Origin of the sequence: Sulfuricystis multivorans (genome assembly GCF_003966565.1) — a bacterium.
GTDB classification, from domain to species: Bacteria; Pseudomonadota; Gammaproteobacteria; order Burkholderiales; family Rhodocyclaceae; genus Sulfuricystis; species Sulfuricystis multivorans.
On record NZ_AP018718.1, the window covers coordinates 1887745 to 1908230 of the forward strand.

The 20486-nt window shown below is 62.9% G+C and carries 21 protein-coding genes; 4 read left to right on the forward strand and 17 right to left on the reverse strand.

Annotated elements, in window-relative coordinates; translation table 11 throughout:
* Nucleotides 1-3: 3 nt before the first annotated feature.
* The 12 genes from EL335_RS09505 to EL335_RS09560 all read right to left on the reverse strand — a co-directional run bounded on the left by EL335_RS09505 (nt 4) and on the right by EL335_RS09560 (nt 9208).
* Nucleotides 4-1035 (reverse strand): Sfum_1244 family protein, encoded by a 1032-nt coding sequence (locus EL335_RS09505; protein WP_126446339.1) that lies wholly within the window; start codon nt 1033-1035, stop codon nt 4-6.
* Nucleotides 1032-1478 (reverse strand): hypothetical protein, encoded by a 447-nt coding sequence (locus EL335_RS09510; RefSeq protein WP_126446341.1) that lies wholly within the window; start codon nt 1476-1478, stop codon nt 1032-1034. The genes EL335_RS09505 and EL335_RS09510 overlap by 4 nt, the downstream gene beginning before the upstream one ends.
* 18 nt (nt 1479-1496) lie before the next feature.
* Nucleotides 1497-1727: a hypothetical protein gene (locus EL335_RS09515; protein WP_126446343.1), complete on the reverse strand. Its 231-nt coding sequence runs from the start codon at nt 1725-1727 to the stop codon at nt 1497-1499.
* 17 nt (nt 1728-1744) lie between these two features.
* A complete protein-coding gene (locus tag EL335_RS09520) occupies nt 1745-2122 on the reverse strand; it encodes a S24 family peptidase (RefSeq protein ID WP_126446345.1) in 378 nt (125 codons plus the stop codon).
* The gene (locus EL335_RS09525; RefSeq protein ID WP_126446347.1) at nt 2119-2364 is read right to left on the reverse strand and encodes a hypothetical protein; all 246 of its coding nucleotides are present in this window, start codon (nt 2362-2364) and stop codon (nt 2119-2121) included. Before EL335_RS09525 ends, EL335_RS09520 begins: the two co-directional genes overlap by 4 nt.
* The gene (locus EL335_RS09530) at nt 2361-3386 is read right to left on the reverse strand and encodes a sulfur reduction protein DsrS (RefSeq protein WP_126446349.1); all 1026 of its coding nucleotides are present in this window, start codon (nt 3384-3386) and stop codon (nt 2361-2363) included. The genes EL335_RS09525 and EL335_RS09530 overlap by 4 nt, the downstream gene beginning before the upstream one ends.
* 79 nt (nt 3387-3465) lie before the next feature.
* Entirely contained in the window at nt 3466-3855 is a 390-nt protein-coding gene (locus EL335_RS09535; protein ID WP_126446350.1) for a DUF302 domain-containing protein, read from the reverse strand.
* A gap of 31 nt (nt 3856-3886) precedes the next feature.
* Entirely contained in the window at nt 3887-4381 is a 495-nt protein-coding gene (locus EL335_RS09540) for a c-type cytochrome (protein ID WP_126446352.1), read from the reverse strand.
* 32 nt (nt 4382-4413) lie between these two features.
* The gene (locus EL335_RS09545) at nt 4414-4854 is read right to left on the reverse strand and encodes a DUF411 domain-containing protein (RefSeq protein ID WP_126446354.1); all 441 of its coding nucleotides are present in this window, start codon (nt 4852-4854) and stop codon (nt 4414-4416) included.
* A gap of 592 nt (nt 4855-5446) precedes the next feature.
* The gene (locus tag EL335_RS09550; RefSeq protein WP_126446356.1) at nt 5447-6691 is read right to left on the reverse strand and encodes a vWA domain-containing protein; all 1245 of its coding nucleotides are present in this window, start codon (nt 6689-6691) and stop codon (nt 5447-5449) included.
* Nucleotides 6684-7736, reverse strand: coding sequence for an AAA family ATPase (locus tag EL335_RS09555; RefSeq protein ID WP_126446358.1), 1053 nt, complete (start codon nt 7734-7736; stop codon nt 6684-6686). The genes EL335_RS09550 and EL335_RS09555 overlap by 8 nt, the downstream gene beginning before the upstream one ends.
* Nucleotides 7736-9208 (reverse strand): 2Fe-2S iron-sulfur cluster-binding protein, encoded by a 1473-nt coding sequence (locus EL335_RS09560; protein WP_126446360.1) that lies wholly within the window; start codon nt 9206-9208, stop codon nt 7736-7738. Before EL335_RS09560 ends, EL335_RS09555 begins: the two co-directional genes overlap by 1 nt.
* A 266-nt stretch (nt 9209-9474) precedes the next feature.
* Here EL335_RS09560 and EL335_RS09565 point away from each other — a divergent pair, with 266 nt between their 5' ends.
* Complete coding sequence (locus tag EL335_RS09565; protein ID WP_126446362.1) at nt 9475-11175, forward strand: DUF3373 domain-containing protein; 1701 nt, start codon at nt 9475-9477, stop codon at nt 11173-11175.
* Between the two features lie 86 nt (nt 11176-11261).
* Nucleotides 11262-11573: a hypothetical protein gene (locus EL335_RS09570; protein WP_126446364.1), complete on the forward strand. Its 312-nt coding sequence runs from the start codon at nt 11262-11264 to the stop codon at nt 11571-11573.
* Between the two features lie 166 nt (nt 11574-11739).
* Here the strand turns inward: EL335_RS09570 and EL335_RS09575 are convergent, their stop codons facing one another.
* Together EL335_RS09575 and EL335_RS09580 are read right to left on the reverse strand one after the other, a co-directional pair.
* On the reverse strand, nt 11740-12339 hold the full coding sequence (locus EL335_RS09575; RefSeq protein ID WP_126446366.1) for a cytochrome b/b6 domain-containing protein: 600 nt from the start codon (nt 12337-12339) through the stop codon (nt 11740-11742).
* An 11-nt stretch (nt 12340-12350) separates the two neighbouring features.
* Entirely contained in the window at nt 12351-13943 is a 1593-nt protein-coding gene (locus tag EL335_RS09580; protein WP_126446368.1) for a tetrathionate reductase family octaheme c-type cytochrome, read from the reverse strand.
* A gap of 306 nt (nt 13944-14249) precedes the next feature.
* Here EL335_RS09580 and EL335_RS09585 point away from each other — a divergent pair, with 306 nt between their 5' ends.
* The gene (locus EL335_RS09585; protein WP_126446370.1) at nt 14250-15479 is read left to right on the forward strand and encodes a YeeE/YedE thiosulfate transporter family protein; all 1230 of its coding nucleotides are present in this window, start codon (nt 14250-14252) and stop codon (nt 15477-15479) included.
* Nucleotides 15480-15522: 43 nt separating this feature from the next.
* Here the strand turns inward: EL335_RS09585 and EL335_RS09590 are convergent, their stop codons facing one another.
* On the reverse strand, nt 15523-17163 hold the full coding sequence (locus tag EL335_RS09590) for a phosphoethanolamine transferase (protein WP_284155316.1): 1641 nt from the start codon (nt 17161-17163) through the stop codon (nt 15523-15525).
* Nucleotides 17164-17205: 42 nt separating this feature from the next.
* On the opposite strand from EL335_RS09590, the gene EL335_RS09595 reads away from it, so the two are divergent.
* The gene (locus EL335_RS09595; protein WP_126446372.1) at nt 17206-18384 is read left to right on the forward strand and encodes an iron-containing alcohol dehydrogenase; all 1179 of its coding nucleotides are present in this window, start codon (nt 17206-17208) and stop codon (nt 18382-18384) included.
* A 17-nt stretch (nt 18385-18401) separates the two neighbouring features.
* Here EL335_RS09595 and EL335_RS09600 read toward each other — a convergent pair whose 3' ends face one another.
* Nucleotides 18402-18920, reverse strand: coding sequence for an NADH-quinone oxidoreductase subunit B family protein (locus EL335_RS09600; protein ID WP_126446374.1), 519 nt, complete (start codon nt 18918-18920; stop codon nt 18402-18404).
* Nucleotides 18920-20482: a hydrogenase large subunit gene (locus tag EL335_RS09605; protein WP_126446376.1), complete on the reverse strand. Its 1563-nt coding sequence runs from the start codon at nt 20480-20482 to the stop codon at nt 18920-18922. Before EL335_RS09605 ends, EL335_RS09600 begins: the two co-directional genes overlap by 1 nt.
* Nucleotides 20483-20486 lie beyond the last annotated feature (4 nt).

The window sequence follows — 20486 nt, forward strand, 5'->3', positions numbered from 1 at the left end:
GGATTATCCCAGAGCCAGCGCAGCCACGTCGTGCGACAACGCTTCGACGGCCTGATCATCCACCGCCAGCAGCCGGCGGGCAACATGCTCGAAATGCTCGGCGCCGCGCCGGATCATCGCCGGCAGTGCCGTCTTCCCAGCGCCGACTTTCGCAATCTCGAAGCCTGCCAGCGCCGGCCACAGCGCGCGGCGCATGCCGTCGAGGTTGGCGAGCCAGAACAGCAGCGACGGCCAGGCTTCGCGTTCGAGCAAGGTCGGCAGGGTGACGAGGCTGTCGGCGAGGTGGTCGCGCACCGCACGCATCAGGATTTCGGCGCGGCGGGAGCTGCCGCAGGCGAGGCGTTCTTCCCAGCCCGCGCCCAGCAGCCGTCCGGCGGCATGCTCGCCGCACTCATGCAGGATCGCGGTTTCGAGTTCGGCTGCGAGCATGCGCTCGAGCGCGGCGTGGGGATCGGTTTCGAAACCATGCGCCGCCAACGCCTCGGCCATCGGCCCGGGCGAGCGCTTCATCATCCAAGCCTCGGCCTTTTCCCACAGCCACTGGCGCAGCGCCTCGCTTCGCACGAACGCGGTATCGCCCTGCAACGCAGCGGGCAACGCACCCAGATCGCGCGCATGCTCGCGGCCGCTGACCAACACGGTCAGCCCGTCGCGCACCTCATGGCGCTCGAGCTCGCCGAGAAAGAAATGCGGCCGGCCGAAACGGCCGACACCTGCGCCATAGACGAGGCCGTGCGCTGCCAGCAGATGGTTGATCGCCGCGACCTCGAACGGGGCAAATTCCTCGTCGCCGACCGGCAGGGGAGCGAAATCCTCGCCTTCGAGCGTTTCCCAGAGCGCCTCGCGGGCATTCAGCCAGGCGCCCACCGCGGCACGCTCGAGCGGCGCGCCCGGCGCGATGCCCGCCTCCCAGCGGTAGAACTCGCGCATCGCCAACAGATACGTGCACAGCGTCATGCCGCGCGCATGGCGGGCGTCGGCGATGTGGCAGTTCTTCTGCACGGCGGCGACGAGGCGGTCGAAATCGGGGATCATGATCGTGGCGGGCCGCGCTTGCGGATCTGCCAGTGGCTGATGCCCTGCACGATGCGCGAGAACGGCAGGTTTTCCAGCGCGCCGTATTCGGCCTGGGCGCGCATGACGAGCTTTTTCACGTCGGGGGCAAGAGCCTCGGGATCGAGCAGGTCTTTCAGGCCGATGAGACCGCCGCACTGCACCTTCATCATCATCGCGTGCGGCAGGATGCGCTGCGTATCCTTGACCTTCAGCGCGAAGGCGGCGTTCTGGCGCAAAAGCAGCAGCAACTGGCCGCAGGCAGCGCGCACCAGCGGGTCGCGGCAGGCAAACATCTCGCGCTCGGCCAGCAGCGCGCGCGAAGCCGCCTCGCAAGCCGCCACCCGGCTAAGCAACGCCTTCTCGAACACGCAGGGCAGCGGGTTGATCTGCTGGCGCGTTATCCGGTAGCTTTGCTCGTCCATCGGCGCTGGTTTTGCCGCCTACCAGTCGTCGCCGGTCAGCGGCTCGGCCGGCCGCACGGTGTTGAGCGCCTCTTCGGCCTGGAGCTCGTTTTCGCCGAACACCACCTGGATCTTGCACTGGGTCAGATCGGTGGTCTTGCGCATTTCCTTCGCGGCGGCGGAGGCGTCCTTGAACTTGGCGAACTCGGTGAGCTTTTCGAAATTCTTCACCGGGCCGACCTGGGTGATGCGGTAGATGTAGTAAGGCATGGCATCCCTTGGCTTGGTCAATCGACGTAACGTTTTGCCGCTTTTCTGCGGCCGGGCTTGGATTTCTGGATGATCACCCCCTTGATGACCGAAAGGTCGGGGATGCTCGCCGTCGGATACTTGGGGTTCAAGGGGCGCAATTTCCAGCCCCCGGGGCCGCCGACGAGCTGGCGGAAGATCCATTCGCCATCGAGCCAGGCCATCACGAAGGAGCCGTCCTTCGCCAGCCCCTCGGGCTCGACGACGATGATCTCGCCCTCGACGAATTCCGGCTCCATGCTGTCGCCGAGCACCATCAGCGCGAAGGGTTCCGCGCCGCTACAATGGTCGAGCGCGGCATCGGTTTCGTTCTCCCCGACGACGGGAATCGGGAAGGCTTTCTTGATTTCGTTCATTCGAGCCATCTGACCAGGTAATACAAGCGAAATCCCTCGGAAGAGCGCGAGGGGCCCATCACTTCGGCGGCGTAAAGGTTCTGCGCCGGATCCTGCCGCTGCAGGGCAACCGCGGCCGAGTCGACCAGCTCGACGACGTTTTCTGGAAAACGCTGGCGCTTGGCCTTGCCCGCCCGCACCAGCGCGAAATGCTGTTGCACCAGATGCGGCACTTCCGCATCGAGATAGACGCCGCCTTTCATCCTGCTCCCCTCAACACACGCAGATGGCCAATGATAGGCCTCAATAGCGGTTCGAGATGGCGTCGCATCAACGGCCCCACCGCGGTGGTGCGGGTCAGGATCGGCGCCGCATCGTCTTGAGACAACCGCGCGAGCGATTCCAGCGCTTGCGCTTCGGCCTCCGGCACCGGCAATGAGGCGGCATCCTGCCCAGCGGTGAAATAGCGGCCGACGAGGTCGAGCAGCAGATACACCGCCTCGTGCGTCGGCGCCTTGTCGAGCGCCAGCTCGGCCGCCTGCAGAAAGCCTTGCCCGGCGCCCGAATAGCAGCGCGCCAACAATTGCGCCACCGGGGTAGCGGGCAAGCCTTGCGGCAACGGGCGCGCCGGCTCGGGCGGCAGATCATCGGGCAAGTGTTCGAGAAAGCCGACCAGATAGTGCGGCCGACGTTTGGCCTTCGCCCACAGCTGCAGGCGTTCTTCCGGCGCCAGCAACCCGGCGGCGAGCGCCACGCGTACCGTCTGCATCGCGGCGACCGGATCGCTCTCGAAGGGCAGATAGTCGATCAGATGCCGGGTCAGCACCGGCCCCATCTGGCCGTCGCGCACCGCCGGATGCATCAGCATCACGCGCGCGAGCTCCGTCGTCGCCAGCGACTGTCCGGCCCACCAGGCGCGCCGCGCCAGCTCGTCGGTGAGCCCCGCGGCGTGGGCGACGGCCAGTACCGCCTCGGGTTCGCCGAGCTTGAGCAGCGCCTCGAGATTCTTCTCGCTCGCCTGCCCCATGCGCGTCCAGCGGCGCAGATAGACCGGATAGCCACCCGGCGAGCCGAGCGCGTGCCCGGCGAGCACTTCACGCACGCGCTGGAAGTAACGCTCGGCGCGGCCGATGGGATTGAGCACGATGCGCGCCTCGCCCTTCGGTGTCAGCGCCCAGAGCGTGCGTGTCCCCTCGTCGATGCGTACCGCATGCACCTCGCCGGCCAAGAGCACGTTGAGGCGCAGGGCGTCTTCGGGCGCCAACGGATCGCTGGTCGGGATCATGGCCCGAACATAGCACCGCTCGCCCCGGGTGATGCATGAGGTTTGTTTATGCCGCCATTGCCTGGTCGCCGGCAGGGTTTCACTCGGCGCGCAAGGCGTCGCGCACACGTTCCAAGCGCTTCTTGACCTCCTGGCCGAGCTCATGCACGCCGGGGATGTCGACCAGCTGTAGGATGGCCGCCGGGTCCATGAACGCCACCACGACGCCGTTCTCGGCTGCGCGCACCACGACGTTGCACGGCAACAGCAAGCCGATGTCAGGATCGGCGCTGATCGCCTGGTGCGCCAGCGGCGGATTGCAGGCACCGAGAATGCGATAGGGTTTTCCCTCGATTCCCAGCTTCGCCTTCATGGTGGCCTGGACGTCGATGTCGGTCAGCACGCCGAAGCCTTCCTGTTTCAGCGCTTCGGTGACCTTGGCCACCGTCGCATCGAAAGGTGCATCGAGAGTGATCGAAAATCCGTACATGGATATTTCCTCCGAATGAGTGGCTTGCTGCTCACAAAGTGCGCAGATAAAGCACCAGTTTCCAGACGTCTTCCTGGGAGAGAACCGTCTTGAACGGTGGCATCGCACTGTGCACCGGCACACCGCCCTCCAGGATGGTCCAGGCAAGATAAGCATCGCTGGCGATCGGCATCCGCATCGCTACGGTCAGGTCGGCCGGTGGCGGATCAAGACCCTGCGCAGCCGGGCCGTCGCCACGCCCGGATGTGCCGTGACAGGTCGCGCAATTCTTGTCGAAAAGGGCTTTCCCGGCTTTCAGATTTCCCTCACTCGCAGCAAGCGGATTGCGTGCCTCGGCATAGGCGGCGTCGACGCCCGTCATCATGACATAGCGATGGCGCACCATCGATACCGCCATCGGGCCATGTCCCATCATGCCTGGCCCCCTTCCCATGCCCATACCACCTTGCATGCCCATTTGCGCAAATGCCAACGCCGCCACCAAAGCAACACTCGTGGCCACCCCCCATAACACTTTCTTCTTCATGATTTTTCCTTGGTTGTATCGTCGCGGCACGCTCAGTAATGCGCATAACGGCTCAGGCCACCCTCTGAGCCGAGCAGCAAGACATCGTAATGATCCTTGCGGTCGCTCTGGCCTTCCATCCCCGGCGACGTAGCCGGCATGCCCGGCACGATCAGCCCCCGGACCTGCGCATGCGAAGCCAGCAGGCGCTTGACCTGCTCGGCCGGCACGTGGCCTTCGATCACATAGTCGCCAACCCGGGCGGTGTGACATGAACCATAGCCGTAGGGTATGCCGAACTTCTTCTTGTACGGAGTGACGTCGTTCGTATCATGCACGCGCACCTCGAATCCGGCGGAACGCATGTGCGCGACCCACGAATTACAGCAGCCGCAGGAAGGGCTTTTGTAGACGTCCACCGGCGGCAGGCTTTCGGCCCACGACGCAGTGGCAACAAACGCAGTCGCTAAAAACATGGTCATCGATTTACTCATGAAATCCCTCTCTCATGTCATGCCGGGTACAGACGGCGGGTTGCCACCTGTATCAAGTCTTTCCTGCCCCGGGCGGTGGTGACGAACAACAACCCGACGACTGTCCCTTCGCGTGAGCACGCTTGTTCTCGTTCATGAATCGACGCAGGGCGTCGATCAGCTTACTCAGCCAATTCATCGCCGCAACTTTCGGAACACGTTTTCTTCGCGTTGGCATCGCTCGGTAAAGCCGAACCGTCATTCATTGCGCTCGGTAAAGCCGAACCATCATTCATTGGATGGCACGATCACCCAAAAGTTCCTGCCATCGCAGTTGAGACTCTCACACTCTACACCCGTGCCAGACAACCCTGAAACGAACAGCGCGGGAAAGCAATTAACCCAGATTGTCCATTGGAACGCGAGCGAGTATCAAAAGCGAGGGCGAGCAGGTTTGGGTCTCCGCGACGAGCCAATAACCGTGTCTGGCGATACGCGGGGGCGCACAAAGATGCCGCCCGCAGCTCGAAAACCGCCGCGAAGGGCGTTGCAATGATCGTATCGGATGCTCATGGCGCATCAGCCCGCTCTCAATGGACAATCCGGGATTAATTCAGTTTAGCTGGATCCTGCGTCCAAACGGCACGGGCGCCTTGCCCTTGACGAGCCAGAGCACCGGATAATTCGGCGCTTGCCTGGGAAATTCGCCATCCGCATCGGTGAAATAGATCAGCGCGTCGGGTTGCGCGCCGGCGCGTTCGATCCACTCGAACACCGGCGTGAATACCGTGCCGCCGCCGCCGGAAAACTGTCTGGGCAGCCGCAATTCGTCCCAAGGCTCGAAGAACCACGGGCCGCCTTCCGCCAGCGCACTGTCGCAGGCATGGAGCGTGATGCGCACTGGCAACGCACCCTTCAGCGCATTCAGCTCACCGAGGAAGTCGGCCAGATCCTTTTCCGTCACCGAGCCGGAAATATCGAGCGCGACATGGAGGTCGCCGCCGTGGCTGCGTAAGGAAGGCCAGATCACTTCGCCTTCGCGGCGCGACGGACGCTGCCAGGTGTAGTCGTCACGGGCGATTTGCGACAGGTATTGCGCCAGCAGCGCGCGCCAGGAGACCTGCGCGGCGAGCGCCGCATCGGCGAGCCGCGCGAGCTGGCCGGAGAGCTTGCCGGCCTCGCGGGCGCGCTGCGCGGCGACGGCCAGATGGCGCTGCCATTGTTCCTTGAGCTGCTCTTTCTCACGGGCGGAAAGGGGCGGCGGCGGGTCGTTTTCCCCATCCCCTGCCGTCTCGCCAGCGCCGACTTTCTGTTGGTTGCTGCCGCCGGCATGAGCATCGATCTTTTCGGCGCGGCTTTTGCCCTTGCCCTGCGCTTCGTTCTGCTTCCCCTGTCCGCCGCCATCGCCGCCCTCCGCACCGTCCCAGACATGCTCGTCCATCATCCGGCTGTCGTCATTGCTATCGTCGATGCAGGGATAGATCTCCTCGGCCGCCATGCCGCGATAGACGTCGAGCACCAGCGCCTCGGCGGGCGGCGTGAGCCCTTCATCGACGAGGATCGGATTCACTGCGAAGTCGCAGGCCAGATCCCACTTGCGCTGGATGCGGTGGCCACGCCGCGCGAAATGGCCGAGCGCGCAATGCAGCGCCTCGTGCGCGAGCGCGAACTGAACCTCTCCGGCAGAAAGGCCTTCGATCCAGCGCGGGTTGTAGTAGAGCGTGCGCGCATCGGTCGCGGTGGTGCGACACCAAGTCGCGGCCTTGAGCGGCAGGCGCAGCACCAGGGCGCCGAGAAACGGCTTGTCGAGGATCAGGCGCGTCTTGGCCGCCGCGAGTTTGGTTTCGACCTCATTCATACAGCATCAAGGCGGCAACCGCGTTGGCCCATTCGGCAAACTGCGGCACGGCAAAGAGCGGCTGGCCGATGCCGCGATGCATGTCGGAGACCAGCATCACGCCCATCTCGCGTTGCGGGAACCTCTGCGCGTAATCGAGGATATGACCCCAGATCTCTGCTGCCTGCGGAGTGCCGCGCGCGCGCAAGGCGCGGCCGGCGAGCGCCGCGGCCACCGCGTATTGCAGATCGATCTCCTGCGGCACCGGCACGTCGGCGCCGGCGCAGATCGCGTCGAGATCGGGCAGCCGGTCGAGGCTATCGATGAACGCCGCGCATTCGATACCGGCCGCATGGCCGACGCAAGCCGCCAGGGCACCGGGCAAAAGCTCGGCATGATCGCCGAACTTCCTGAGCGCGCGGTGGGCGAATTCCCACGAGCGCGGGCTGGGGAAGGCCATCTCGCCGCCGGCGTTCTTCACCGGATCGAAAGCGAAGATCAGCTCGGGCTTGAAACGCAGAAAGGCGATGATCCGCTCGTCGATGCCATTGGCGTAGGCCCAGGTCACCCAGTCGTCGAGATTGACATCGACCTCGAAGTGCGAGAAGCGGTTGGCCAAGGGCGCCGGCATCGCGTAGGTGACGCCACGGTCGCCCTGGCGGTTGCCGGCGGCGAAGATCGCCCAGCCCGGCGGCACGCGGTATTCGCCCAGCCGCCGATCGAGGATCAGCTGGTAGGCGGCCGCCGAGACGGCGGGCGGCGCCGAGGTGATCTCGTCGAGGAACAGGATGCCGGCCGGCCAGTGACGCTCGGCATCCGGCAGCATCGCCGGCACCGCCCACTCGACGCGATTTTCGATGCGGAACGGGATGCCGCGCAGATCGGAAGGCTCCATCTGCGACAGGCGGATGTCGATCACCGGCACGCCGTGGCGGGCCGCGACCTGCGCGACGAGCTGCGATTTGCCCACCCCCGGCGGCCCCCACAGCATCACCGGCGTGTGATGGCCAGCGGCGGTACTTGCAAATTCGCGGTCGAGGATGTAAGCGAGTTGGGCAGGGCGCATCAGATCGTCTCGTATCTCAGTTGGCCGGCAGGCAGCCCCGCCGTTTTCAGGGTGTTCGTCGCGGTTTCGACGAATCCGGCCGGACCGGCGACATAAACCTCGCGCCGGGTGAAATCCGGCATTGCCAACACCTTGTCGGCCACCGCCGTGCCGGCAGCAGCGGGGTCGGTCGCGACCAGCGTCGCGTAGCTGAAGGTTTCCAGCGCCTCGGCCCAGGCGCGGCACTGGTTTTCCAGATAATGGCCATCGGCACGGGTCGCCGCCCAAACGAGCTGCAACAGGCCAGGCAAGTCGGCGGCGGCGGCATTCTCGATCAGGCTCTTGATCGGCGCAAAGCCGGTGTCGCAGGCGAGGAACAAGATGTCGGCGTTGGTGTCCTTCTGCAGCACGAATTCGCCGAACGGCCCGAATACGCTGATGAGATCGCCGGGTTTGAACGGATCGGAAAACAGCCGTTGCGCAAATGGATCGTTGTCATCGCGGCGGATGTGAAAGAGCAGGTTGCGATCGTCGCAAGGGCAGGAGGCGATCGGATAGTCGCCGCGAAAATTGGTCGAGCTGCCCGAGACCGACAACGTCACCGACTGGCCGGCGAGGAAACGCAAACGCTGACTGCGCGGCGTCTGTAGATGCAGCAGCAGGATGTCGCTGGACAGCGGCGCCACTTGCTTCACCTTGGCCGTCACCTCCTGTTCGGGGATGTCGCTGGGCAGATTGGCCTCGATCATCTCGATCACCAGATCGGTGACCGCGGTGTTGGAACACAAGAGCGCATGGCCCTGGGCGCGCTCGCTGGCCGAGAGCGGATAGTCGAAAGGATGGATCTGCTTGATCTGGCCGGAAACGATGCGTGCCTTGCACAGCCCGCAATTGCCGTTGCGACAGCCATAAGATGGCGCCAGCCCGGCACGCAGCGCGGCTTCCAGCACCGATTCGTTGCCTTCGACGAAAAACTCGCGACCCGAGGGCCGCACCTTGACCTGCGCCGTCATGACACGCAACACATCATCGAGTACCTCCAATCGATCGGCGGGTTCTTCGCTGGCCAGCACCGCGGCCAGGCCGGCGTCGAGCATGCGGGCCAGCTCGGCAAGCTGTGGGGAAGGCGCCGTTTTCTGCATTTCGTCGATGCGCCTGCTGAGCGCCTCGACGAGGCGATGATACTCGGCCAGATGCCGGCGCACTTCTTCGAGCTCCTCGCTCTGCACCGCCAGGCGCTGGGCGAGGATTTCCTGGTTGGGCAGGATGCGTTCGCGCACGCGTTTCGCGAACGCCTGCTCCTTGATCTGCATGATGCGCTCGAAGGCGCCGGAATCCTCGAGCTTGATGTCGGGGTAGAGCCTTTCCAGATCCTCGCTCAGCACCATACCGTCATGGGACGGCAGCTCGCCAGCGGCGATGTGCTTTTGCAGCACCGCGCGCGGCACGCCGAGCAACTGCGCCGCGCGCGAAAGGGTCAGAGGCAGGGACATGGGGCTGTCTCCTCGTTACATTCGTAATTATCGTTTTGCTGATGATACCGAAAAGCGCCAAGAAAATTGTGGGGCGCCTCACAGACAGACGGCGAATCATTGCCCGACCGTTTAGCCAAAGCAAAACTATTGATACACATCAATATAAGAATATTGAGGATTACTAAACTTTGCTGAGCCCTGCCCGATCGGGCCAGTAGCCAGCTCGATGCTGCAGGAAAGACCGGACAGGTTTTTCATCATTTCGTTCAAACAGGGGGCATTCCATGAAACGACAGCAGATCAAGCGATCCCTGCTCGCCGCGCTGGTCTCGGGCATTTTCCTGCCCGTCGGCGCCCAGGCCACGACCGAAGCCGAACTTCTCCAGAAACTCGAGGCGCTGACCAAGGAAGTCGAAGCGCTGAAGGCGCAGGTGGCTGCGCAGCAGAAAGCCACCCAGCAGGTCGCCGACAAGGTCGAGGTCGCCGAGAGCAAGTCGCTCGGCAAGTGGCTGGATATCGGCGGCGATTATCAGTTCCGCATCGATAGCATGAAGGGCGAGACAAAGAATTATTCTGATGTCTTCACAGCTTTTGAAGGATTGCAGAATGCAATGCTCGGTGCTGGCACGATTGGGCAGCTGATTGCCTTCAATCAACAGATGTCAGCAATCACAACTTACAATCAAGCCGCTTCTTTTGCACCCGCAGCTCTCGCTTCACTGGGTGGGTTGATGAGCACATACAACATTGATCCACGTATTGCTGCCTCCAAACCCAAAAACGACACGCTCTACACCCACCGCTTCGGCCTCGACCTGCATGCCAAGGTCGCGCAGGACGTCTCGCTGACCACGCGGCTGATGATGTACAAGACCTTCGGCGACCAGAGCCTCGATGCGATCTCGAACGCACCGAACACACCCTACTTCGCCGATCGTGTCGGCGTGTTCGATGGCACGCTCTCCCATGTGCCCTCCGACAGCTACCTGAACGTCGACCGCGCCTATGTCACCTGGAACAACCTGTTCGACGAGGACATCTGGTTCTCGGTCGGCCGCCGTCCCTCGACCAACGGCGCGCCGCTGAACCTGAAATACAACGGCGAATGGCCGGGCCGCGGCGGCACGCCGGCGCTGCTAGTCGATTATGCCTTCGATGGCATGACGCTCGGCTATGGCTTCGACAGCGATGCGCTTCCCGGCGGCTATGCCAAACTGTGTTATGGTCGCGGCTTCGAGAGCGGCTTCAAGTGGCCGCCCGGCAATTCGCTCGAGGATACCGACATGGTCGGCATCGCCCTCGTGCCGATCGACACCGGTGCGACGCGCGTCTGGCTGCAATGGAACCGCGGCATGAACATCTTCGACGCGCCGAAGATGCAGAATACCTATTTCGGCACGACGATGCCGAAGACCAACCTCGGCGACATCGACTGGCTCGGCGCCGGCATCATGGGCAAGGTCAAGAACGTCGGCAAGGGCGAGCTATATTACTTCGCCGATCTGGGCTTGAGCCGCACCCATCCGAACGACAACGTCTCTGCCCAGTTCGGCTTCCAGGGCCTGCTGACCGGCGGGTTCTTCAATCCCGAAGCACCGAAGGACAAAACTGGCGGCGCGGTGTTCCTCGGCTTGCGCTACGACCTGCCGTCGAAAACCAAGCTCGGCTTCGAGTACAACCACGGCAGCAAGAATTGGATCACTTTCGCGCCGGCAGCGGCCGACATGTGGACCTCGAAGGTTGGCACGCGCGGTAACGTCTATGAGGTCTATCTGATCCAGGAATTCGACGCCAAGCCGATCGCCTCGGCTCAGGCGAAGAGTTTCTTCCGCCTCGGCTTCCAGTACTACGACTTCAAGTACACCGGCAGCAACAACTGGGTCGGCGCCCCGGTCAAGATTTCCGACGTGAATGGCCAGATGATGACCATGGCGCCGCTTTCCAAGGCTTACGATCTCTACGGCACACTGGAAGTGAGGTTCTGATTTGTCGCTTTGCGGTCGGCAGTGTAAACTTTGCGATGCCGGTCGCGTTAATGCTTGCGTAATTTCCTTTCTGGAGGATTCCAACCATGCTGAAGAAGTTTGCCGTAGCCGCCGTACTCGCCGCCTCCGTCGTCGCGTTCTCGCCCATCGCTTCGGCCGCCAATGTCAAGATGGTCGGCACGGTGCAGGAAATCAAAATGGCGCCCGACGGCAAGTCGGCCACCGTCGTCCTGAAGAACGTCAAGGGTGGCGCGGAAGTCACCGTGCTGATCAAGGATGACCTGACGCTCGACAAGTTCAAGGACAAGCGCATCGTCAAGGGCGACGAAGTCCGCGTGAAGTATGATGACGGCCAGAACAACCTGAGCTCCTCGTTCAAGAAGACCGCCGGTTGCTAAATCGCGTCTTCTTCCGATACGGCGGCCTGCGGGCCGCCGTTTTGGTTTACCCTCTGCGCAATGAATTCGGCGCTGGTAGCACGGCACCTTCCGGGTGACGTCGGCCAAAGGCAAAAAAATCCCCGCCGCAGCGGGGATCGATTTGAGGCCATCAACCAACTTGCAATCAGTGCACTTCTTCCCAGCCGGTGATCATCGCCTTGATGTGTGATAGCGGCGTCGCGCCCGTGGTCGTCAGGTAGACGTGGGCGATCAAGAACAACAGCATCATATAGGCACCGATCAGGTGGCCGAGCGCGACGAGGTCGAGTGTGAGCTTGCCGTCCAGCCCCCAAACCAGCCACTGGTCATAGAACAGGTAGAGCAAGCCCGTCACCCAGATCAGCGGCCCGACGATCACCAGGATGAAGAGGTACGCCAGCCGTTGCAGCGGATTGTGCTTGGAAAGCTGGGTCTGACGGTGCGGGTGCGGCGCGTTCCTGAAGATGCCGAACAGATAGTAGTTCGCCATCGCCGCGACGTTCTTGGTAGTGGGGATGTACTGCTTCCACTCGCCGGTCGTGAAGTGCCAGAAGATCGCGAACAGCCACAGCCCGATCAAAGACCAGGCAGCGAGGGTGTGCAGATTCACCGCCTTTTCGAAGCCGAAGTTGCTGTAGAGGCCATGGATCTCGAAGCCGGTGATCATCAGGAAGATGATCAGCCCTGCCTGCCCCCAGTGCCAGAATCGTTCGAAGCGCTTGAAGATGTAAATCTTTTCGGACATGACGGTTCCCCTCAATGTTTCTTGCTGGTGAAGATGCGCAACAGACCGTGGCCAAGCACGCCGAGCAGCGTCAATAAGGCGAACACCTTGACGGCGTTGTCGAGCCATTCGATCCGGTCGCGGCCGGGCAGATAGACGCCGAGCACGCCTTCGAGGCGACCGCCTTGGCTGTGACATTCGTGACAGGCGACGGCCTGGTCCTTCGGCGCAACCATGTGCGTGATCGGCCATTGGCTGATGGTCTCGATGAAGTCGATCTTGCCCGAGAACGGCAGACCGGCGGCCTTCATGCCGGATTCGATGGCCTTTTCCCAATCGAGGTTGGTCCAGAAGGCAGTGTCGTCGGCGCCCGCTAGATGGGTGACGACCAGGGTCTTGTATTCGGCATCGAATGGCTGCTTGCCGCGGAAGGTCTTGACCGGCCAGATGCGCGAACGGCCATCATGAGGGCTGCCTTCGAACTTGTTGATCCAAACCGGCTGTTGCGCCTTGTCGACCTTGGTGTCGCGCAGCGTGTATTCGACGTCACCGTTGAACCAGACATAGTCGGGCTTGACGTTCTCACCATACTTGAAGTCGCCCTTGATGCCCATGTAGATGGCATGGCCGTTTTCATCCTTGATCACCAGCGGCTTGCCACTCTCGTCGCGCTTGCCGGCGGTCGACCAGTCCCAGAACATCTTGGTCGGGATCTCACCGCGCGCGAAGGCCGGCACGTGACAGCTCTGGCAGGCGAGCTTGTTGGTATGGTTGTTCAGCTTCGCGGCGTTCTTGTCTTTGTGCGGCTTCTGGCCGTGACAGGACTGGCAGGTCGCCGGATTGCGATCCTTCTCCTTGCCGCGGATCATCACCCCTTGCTTGTCGACCGCGGTCGGCGCATAGCGACTGCCCGGCACGTTGTGGCCGTCGGTCTTGTGGCAGGTGGCGCAGGTGAAGTTGAGGCCTTCAGAGTCCATATGGACGTCGAGCTTCTTGTCGGGATCCTCGAGCGAGCTGTCAAGATCGCCGTGCTTGACCCCGTCCCCACCACCGCCGTTGAAGTGGCAGGCGCCGCAGGTCTTGCGGCTGGTCTTGCCGACCTTCTGGGCCATTTTTTGCAGATTCTCGCCCCTGATGCGCTTGCCACCCACCTCGACATCGTGGGCATAGACCATCCCGCCAAGGCCAGAGGGCTTCGCATAGGCTCCGGTCGTGTCATGGCAAGCGAGGCAATCGACGAGAGTTTCATCATCATTCACGCCTTTGTCGGTCATCGCCGCATAGCCGATGTGGCAGCTGGCGCAGGCCTTCAGGTTCGATTGGGAAGAAGTGCAGAAGTTGTTGATGATATGGATCTTGCCGAGCTTCTGACCGGTCTTCGGATTGAGGTATTCCCACCTCCAGTGCTCGGTATGCATGATCTGCTTGGCCGCCTCGGTATGGCAGGACAGGCAGGCCTTGGTCACTTCCGGGCCGGACTGGAACTCCTGCTGCAGTTCCTTGAACTTGCTGTGATCGGCGGTGCTACCGGCCTTCGGCTGATCGGCGGCTAGTGTGAAACTGCCGGCCGTCATGGCCAGCCAGCCGATGAACAGCACCTTGACGATGTGATGCTTGCGTTGCATGGCGACTTCCTCTTTTCGTGGCATTTCCTGAATCCTAGAAGCATGCGTGGCGCTTCACAATTACTCCTCTGGAGTAGGGTTTTTCGACCCACCGACTCGGCGTTGCACTCCCGCATTTGCGGATCGCATATCAGTTTATTAGTAATTTCTTATAGTTAGACATTCACCCTACCCATTTGGCTAGTCGCGGCGGAATGACTTTGGTGCTAACGTAATTTTGCGTCCGTCCAAAGGGGATGGCCTGCCGGCCACAGGGACTGAGCGCGGTGTGCTGCTTCAAACATTTTAGTCAGGGAGCATTCATCCATGAGTAACGGGTTTGCCGGCTTCAAGGCCGACTACGAAAAAATCTTCGTCGAGGAATGGTCGCATTATCTCGGTGCCATCCTGCTGGTGATGATCATCATGGCGATGATGGTCAATGGCACGGTATGGGGTGTATTCGGCGGGGTGCGCTATTGGGGCGACCGGATCAACGGCTTGCTGGGTCTCACCCCCCTGCTGGAAATTCAGGTGCCGGAAGAGGGCCTGCTTACCCACCGCATGTCATTGATGAACATCATGCTGCTGCTCGGCGCGTTCACCGCCGCGCTGATGTCGCGTCAGTTCCAGATCAACCGTCCGCCCAAGCTCGAATTCCTTTGGGCCGCGCTCGGCGGCACATTGATGGGCACCGGCGCTTCGTTTGCCGGCGGCTGCACTACCGGCGGGTTCTTCAATCCGGTCGTGCACTCCTCGCCGACCGGCTGGGTAATGGCCGGCGGCCTGCTGATCGGCGCCGTGATCGGGCTCAAATTGCTGCTGTGGACACTCGAGCACATCAGCTGGGGCATGGAGGCGCCGCCGACGCTCAATGCACCCGCCGGTCTGGTGAAGAACTACCCGCTGCTCGGTTTCCTGATCATCCTCGGCATCGTCGTCTGGGCTTACAACTGGTATCACTCCGACGACCGCGTCTGGGCGAGCCGCGCGGTAATCGTCGTGCTCGGCTTCGCGATCGGTTTCGTGATGCACCGCTCGCGTCTGTGTTTCGCGCGCGCCTTCCGCGAACCGTTCATGACCGCCGAAGGCGACATGACCAAGGCGATCATCCTCGCGCTGGCGATCGCGATCCCGATGGCCGCCTTCCTGTTCCAGCGCAAAATGATCGATCCGTTCGCCGGGATTCCGGCGGCATTCTGGATCGGCTCGTTGATCGGTGGCGTGATTTTCGGCATCGGCATGGTCTTCGCCGGCGGCTGTGCTTCCGGTTCGCTGTGGCGCATGGGCGAAGGGCATCTCAAGCTCTGGGTGGCGATGTTCTTCTTCGCCTGGATGGGCTCGACCGTCAGCGCGATCCTGAAAATGTCCGGGCTGACGCGCTCCAACCCCGACAGCGACGCCGATTTCGAAATCACCGCCGTCGGTTACCAGGCTTATTGGCCGGACATGCTCGGCGGCTGGGCGCCGACGCTGCTGATCGCCGGCGCTCTGCTGCTGCTGTGGTATGCGCTGGTGCGCTACAACGAATCGACGGAGAAATTCACCGTGGTGTGAGACGACGTCGCGGCGTGATCTGCGCCGCTGCTCATGAGGCGCCTCACCAGTCGCCCTTGCGCGCATCGGTCAGGATATCCAGCTCCGGCCGGTAAATCGCCGTCTCGATCTCGAAAAAACCCAACACGGTGTGGAAGAGATGATCGTGGCTGTAGGGGGCATTGCGCTTCGCGCGCAGCGCCGCGACATCCACTTCATGGTGGTGCCCGCCGAACCACATCAACGCGGGCACGTGCAGCTGCGCCCGCGGCGCGATCGCGCGCGGCAGACCGTGCAACCATGTGCCGCCTTCACCGAGCGATTCGCCATGATCGCTGACGTAGAACAGCGCGGTCTCGAAGCGATCGCTGTTGCGTTTCAATAATTCGATGGTCTTGGCCAGGAAATAATCGGTATAGAGCAGCGCATTGTCATAGGCATTGATGATCTCCTGTGCCGTGCACTGGCTCAAATCGTTGTTCTGGCAGGTCGGCTTGAAGCGTTCGAAGGCCGCCGGATAGCGCTTGTAATAGGCCGGGCCGTGATTGCCCATCTGATGCAGCACGATCAGGATGTCGCCTTGCGGATGGCTGTCGATGTACGCCTGCAGCGGCATGAGCATGCCTTCGTCGCGGCATTCGATATCGCAGACGGTATTCACCTCGGGCGATCGGTAGTCCTGGTAAGGCACCCGCAGCGCGACTCCCTTCGAATCGGAATTGTTGTCGAGCCACAGCACAGCAACGCCGGCGCGCTTGACGACGTCGAGCAGACTCTCCTGCCCTTCCGCGTTACCGTTGCTGCCCTGCAGCGAAAACATGCACGGCACGGAAACTGCCGTCGAGGTTCCGCAGGCATGGAAATCGCCGAAGCTGATCACGCCCGGCTCTTGGCTGAGCAGCGGATTGGTTTCGCGCCCATAGCCATTGAGCGAGAAATGATCCGCGCGCGCGGTCTCGCCGACGACGAGGATCACCAGTTCGCGATGCGGATCGGCGCGCGGGATGCGCGCATCCAGGCCGATCGGCTGGATCGTCTTGTCAGCCTTCGAGCCGAGACGGCCACGCGCATACTTGACGAGCGAATAAAGCGGATAGGCCGGGTTCGCATAGGAGCGCAGCGGCTTGTGCTCGCGCACGAAAGAGGCATAGAAGCCGCCGAACAGCAGCACCGGCCCGACGATCGCGATGAGCGCCAGGGCGAGCAGTCTGAGCCGCGCGATGAGCTCGATGCGCCAGCCGCGCCAGACGAGCGGTATTCGGCCCACGAACCAGGCCGGCAGGACGCCCAGACCCAGTAGATAGCCAAACAGCCGCAGATTGATCAGATCACGCGCTTCGGCCGGATTGGTCTGCACGACGTTGTTCAGCATCTCGTCGTTGATGACGACGCCGAAGCTGTCCATGAAATAGGCGGTCAGCGACGACAGCAACAGGAAGAAGATCAATGCGAGCTTGGTCGCGCGGCCGAAGGCCACCAATCCCGCCAGCAACACATTCAGCGCGCCGAATGCCAGCATCAGCGATAGCAATGCCGGCAGCTTGGCCGGCGTCGTACCGTAGGTCTTCAGCACGTTGCCGAAAAAACTGAGGTTGGCAACGCCGACCACCCATACGACGGCCAGCAGTATCAGCGTATTGCTGGTCAAGCCGCGCATCGCGAGGGGGTTGGGCAAGCGGCGGTCAGAGGCTTTGGCAACGGACATGTCTGCTTCTCGTTTTTCGCTGATCGGCGGGATAATACGCGTATGCTTTCATCCTTTTCCATCGGCCATCTGCCGCGGATCGAATTCGGCAGCGGCACACTGCAAAAAGTTCCCGGCATCGCCGCTGCTTTCGGCAAGCGTCTGCTCCTCGTCACGGGGAAGCAGAGCTTCCTCGAATCTTTGCATGCGCCGCCGTTGTTCGCGGCACTGCGCAGCCTGGGCTGCAACTGGGAGACCGTGAAAGTCGCTCATGAGCCGACCGCAAGTTTCATCGATGAGACGGTCGCCAGCCTGCGCGGTGAGCATTTCGCCGCGGTGATCGGCATCGGCGGCGGCAGTGTGCTCGATGCTGCGAAAGCGATCGCGGGGCTGCTCAAACCCGGCAACTCGGTGCTCGACCATCTCGAAGGAGTCGGCCCGCAACTGCCTTATCGCGGCCCGGCCACGCCCTTCATCGCCGTACCCACGACCGCCGGCACCGGCTCGGAGGCGACCAAGAACGCTGTGATCGGCGAGCCGGGCAAGTTCAAGAAATCCTTCCGCGACGAAAAATTGGTCGCCGCCTGGGCGATCGTCGATCCTGATCTGCTCACCAGCTGCCCGCCGGCGCTCATTGCCGCCGACGGCATGGACGCCTTCACGCAGCTTCTGGAGAGCTTCGTCTCGCGGCGTGCGAATCCACTCACCGACGCGCTGGCCAGAAGCGGCATCATGGCGGTGAAGGACGCTCTGCTGCCCTTTTACCGCGATCCGCACAACGCCGCGGCGCGCGAAAAGATGGCCTATGCCGCGCTCGTTTCGGGCATTTGCCTCGCCAATACGGGCTTGGGCGCCGTGCATGGGCTGGCCGCGCCGCTGGGGGCTTTTTTCCCGATCCCTCATGGCATCGCTTGCGGCACTTTGCTTGCTGCCGCGACGGCCATGAACATCGCCGCGCTCAAGGAGCGCGCCCCCGACAGCCCGGCGCTGCCGAAATACGCCGAGATCGGCCGGCGTTTCGCGATGCAGAAGGGCTTGAACGGCAATGCTGCCCGCGCCTTCCTGCTCGACACCCTGCGGCAATGGGAACGCGAGCTCGGCATCCCGCGGCTGTCGGCGTGCCGCCTCACCAGCGCCGACTTTCCGCGCATCGTCGCGAATTGCCGCGGCAGCAGCATGCAGACCAACCCGGTCGAGCTCTCCGACGAAGAAATCGTCCGTATCCTCGAGGAGCGACTATGAAATGAAGGCAGCAGGCGTCAGCGCCGCCTCACCGCCGCGAGAATGCCCTGCAGCAGCGCGGTCGGCGTCGGCGGACAGCCGGGCACCTTGACATCGACCGGGATGACCGCCTCGATGGGCCCGACCGTCGCATAGTTCGGGCCGAAGAGCCGACCGACCTCGCCACAGCCGCAGCCACAGTCGCCGACCGCGACGACGAGTTTCGGATCGGGTGTGCACTCGTAGGCGATCTTCAATGCGTTCTCCATGTTCTTGGTGACCGGGCCGGTGACCAAGAGCATGTCGGCATGCCTGGGGCTGGCGACGAATTTGATGCCGCGCCCTTCGAGGTTGTAATAAGGGTTGTTGAGGGCGTGGATTTCCAGCTCGCAGGCGTTGCAGGAGCCGGCATCGACCTCGCGGATCGTCAGCGCGCGGCCGAGGATGGCGAGGATCTCGTCATGGAGCCGGTCGATTTCCCTTTTTGCCTCGCCCGCCTCGGGCGCAGGCTCGCTGACGATGCCGGTCTTGGCGATGCGTTTGAGGAGCGCGAGCATCAGATGTCCTGACCTGAGTAGGAGAGATTGAACGATTTGTTGATCAGCGGGAAGTCCGGCACGATGTCTTTCATCACCGCATGCTCGAGCGCCGGCCAGCCTTGCCAGGACGGATCGTGCGGATGCAGACGGGCGATCCGTCCAGTCGCATCGAGGCGCACGCCGACGATCACCTCGCCGCGCCAGCCTTCGATCACGCCGAGGCCCTCGGCATTGGGCACGGGGGCCAGCTCGCGGCGCAGCTCGCCTGTCGGCAGTTCGGTGACGAGCCGGCGCAAAAGACGCAGCGATTCGAAGATCTCGTCGAAGCGCACCGCAGCGCGCGCGGCGACATCGCCTTCTTCGCGCGTTGCCGGACGCACGCCCAAGGAAGCATAGGGCGGCGGGGGCGTATAACCATGCCGGTGCGCGCGACCGTCGAGGATCAAGCCGGCGGCCCGCGCGGCAAAACCGGTCAGCGACAGCTCCCGCGCCAGAGCGGCATCGATTGCGCCGGTGGTCACGAAGCGATCCTGCAGACCGGAATGTTCGTCATAGATGGCACGCAGTTCCCGCACCTCGCGCTCGATCGCATCGCATTGCACCAGGAGCGCTGCCGCCGCCGCAGCGTCGAGATCGCAGGCCACCCCGCCGGGCACGATGCGATCCATCAGGTAGCGATGACCAAAGAGCGCGGCATTGAGCCGCAGCCAGTCTTCCTTGAGCCGCATGAACTGCGCAAGACCAAAGGCCAGCGCCGCATCGTTGCCGAGCGCGCCCAGATCGCCGAGATGGTTGGCGACGCGCTCGCGTTCCAGAAGCAGCGCGCGCAGCACCAAGGCGCGCGGGCTGGGCTCGATGCCACAGGCGGCCTCGAGAGCAGCCGCGTAGGCCCAGGCAAAGGCGACGGTGGAATCACCACTGACGCGGCCGACGAGCAGCGCGCCGGTGGCAAGATCGGCGCCGCGCGCGCGCTGCTCGATTCCCTTGTGCTGGTAGCCGAGCCGTTCTTCGAGCCGCAGGATGCGCTCGCCGACCACCGAGAAACGGAAATGCCCCGGCTCGATGATTCCGGCATGGATGGGGCCGACCGGAATCTCATGCACGCCATCGCCGGCGACGACGACGAAGGGGTAGTCGGTCGGCGCATTCTCACTCTCCGGCGGTACGCTGGCATCATGGCGGAGCGGATACCAGTCGGCGGGCCAGCCGCCGTGACGCAGCCAGGGACGCTGATCGCCGCCTGCCTGGCGGATACCGGTGAGATCGCGCGCGGCGCGCTGCATACGGTTGGCCGCCGGGAAGATGCTTGAAATATCCGGATAGACCGGCGCCTCCTCGGGCAGGTCGATCCGCAGCCAGGCATGTCCTTCGTTGAGGCCGAACACGACGTCGAGACGGAATCCCTGTCCAATATCGCGGCAGTCGGAACCCCACAGGGCCGAAAGCCGCCCGCCGGCCAGATGTACCGAGGCAGCGAAATCCTTGAGATCATCGGCATCGTTGCTGCGTCCGCGCCAGACCGGCGAACCGAGACCGGGCTGCAACGCGAAATCGATCGGGATATCGTCGAACAGGAACATCACG

Bases quoted from the DNA above. Each gene is read 5' to 3' on its own strand.
- EL335_RS09530 (WP_126446349.1), bottom strand. From the start codon at position 3,386: ATGATCCCGACCAGCGATCCGTTGGCGCCCGAAGACGCCCTGCGCCTC.
- EL335_RS09605 (WP_126446376.1), bottom strand. From the start codon at position 20,482: ATGTTCCTGTTCGACGATATCCCGATCGATTTCGCGTTGCAGCCCGGT.
- EL335_RS09600 (WP_126446374.1), bottom strand. From the start codon at position 18,920: ATGCTCGCGCTCCTCAAACGCATCGCCAAGACCGGCATCGTCAGCGAG.
- EL335_RS09575 (WP_126446366.1), bottom strand. From the start codon at position 12,339: ATGTCCGAAAAGATTTACATCTTCAAGCGCTTCGAACGATTCTGGCAC.
- EL335_RS09520 (WP_126446345.1), bottom strand. From the start codon at position 2,122: ATGAACGAAATCAAGAAAGCCTTCCCGATTCCCGTCGTCGGGGAGAAC.
- EL335_RS09550 (WP_126446356.1), bottom strand. From the start codon at position 6,691: ATGAATGAGGTCGAAACCAAACTCGCGGCGGCCAAGACGCGCCTGATC.
- EL335_RS09540 (WP_126446352.1), bottom strand. From the start codon at position 4,381: ATGAAGAAGAAAGTGTTATGGGGGGTGGCCACGAGTGTTGCTTTGGTG.
- EL335_RS09505 (WP_126446339.1), bottom strand. From the start codon at position 1,035: ATGATCCCCGATTTCGACCGCCTCGTCGCCGCCGTGCAGAAGAACTGC.
- EL335_RS09585 (WP_126446370.1), top strand. From the start codon at position 14,250: ATGAGTAACGGGTTTGCCGGCTTCAAGGCCGACTACGAAAAAATCTTC.
- EL335_RS09595 (WP_126446372.1), top strand. From the start codon at position 17,206: ATGCTTTCATCCTTTTCCATCGGCCATCTGCCGCGGATCGAATTCGGC.
- EL335_RS09545 (WP_126446354.1), bottom strand. From the start codon at position 4,854: ATGAGTAAATCGATGACCATGTTTTTAGCGACTGCGTTTGTTGCCACT.
- EL335_RS09560 (WP_126446360.1), bottom strand. From the start codon at position 9,208: ATGTCCCTGCCTCTGACCCTTTCGCGCGCGGCGCAGTTGCTCGGCGTG.
- EL335_RS09580 (WP_126446368.1), bottom strand. From the start codon at position 13,943: ATGCAACGCAAGCATCACATCGTCAAGGTGCTGTTCATCGGCTGGCTG.
- EL335_RS09590 (WP_284155316.1), bottom strand. From the start codon at position 17,163: ATGTCCGTTGCCAAAGCCTCTGACCGCCGCTTGCCCAACCCCCTCGCG.
- EL335_RS09535 (WP_126446350.1), bottom strand. From the start codon at position 3,855: ATGTACGGATTTTCGATCACTCTCGATGCACCTTTCGATGCGACGGTG.
- EL335_RS09555 (WP_126446358.1), bottom strand. From the start codon at position 7,736: ATGCGCCCTGCCCAACTCGCTTACATCCTCGACCGCGAATTTGCAAGT.
- EL335_RS09565 (WP_126446362.1), top strand. From the start codon at position 9,475: ATGAAACGACAGCAGATCAAGCGATCCCTGCTCGCCGCGCTGGTCTCG.
- EL335_RS09515 (WP_126446343.1), bottom strand. From the start codon at position 1,727: ATGCCTTACTACATCTACCGCATCACCCAGGTCGGCCCGGTGAAGAAT.
- EL335_RS09510 (WP_126446341.1), bottom strand. From the start codon at position 1,478: ATGGACGAGCAAAGCTACCGGATAACGCGCCAGCAGATCAACCCGCTG.
- EL335_RS09570 (WP_126446364.1), top strand. From the start codon at position 11,262: ATGCTGAAGAAGTTTGCCGTAGCCGCCGTACTCGCCGCCTCCGTCGTC.
- EL335_RS09525 (WP_126446347.1), bottom strand. From the start codon at position 2,364: ATGAAAGGCGGCGTCTATCTCGATGCGGAAGTGCCGCATCTGGTGCAA.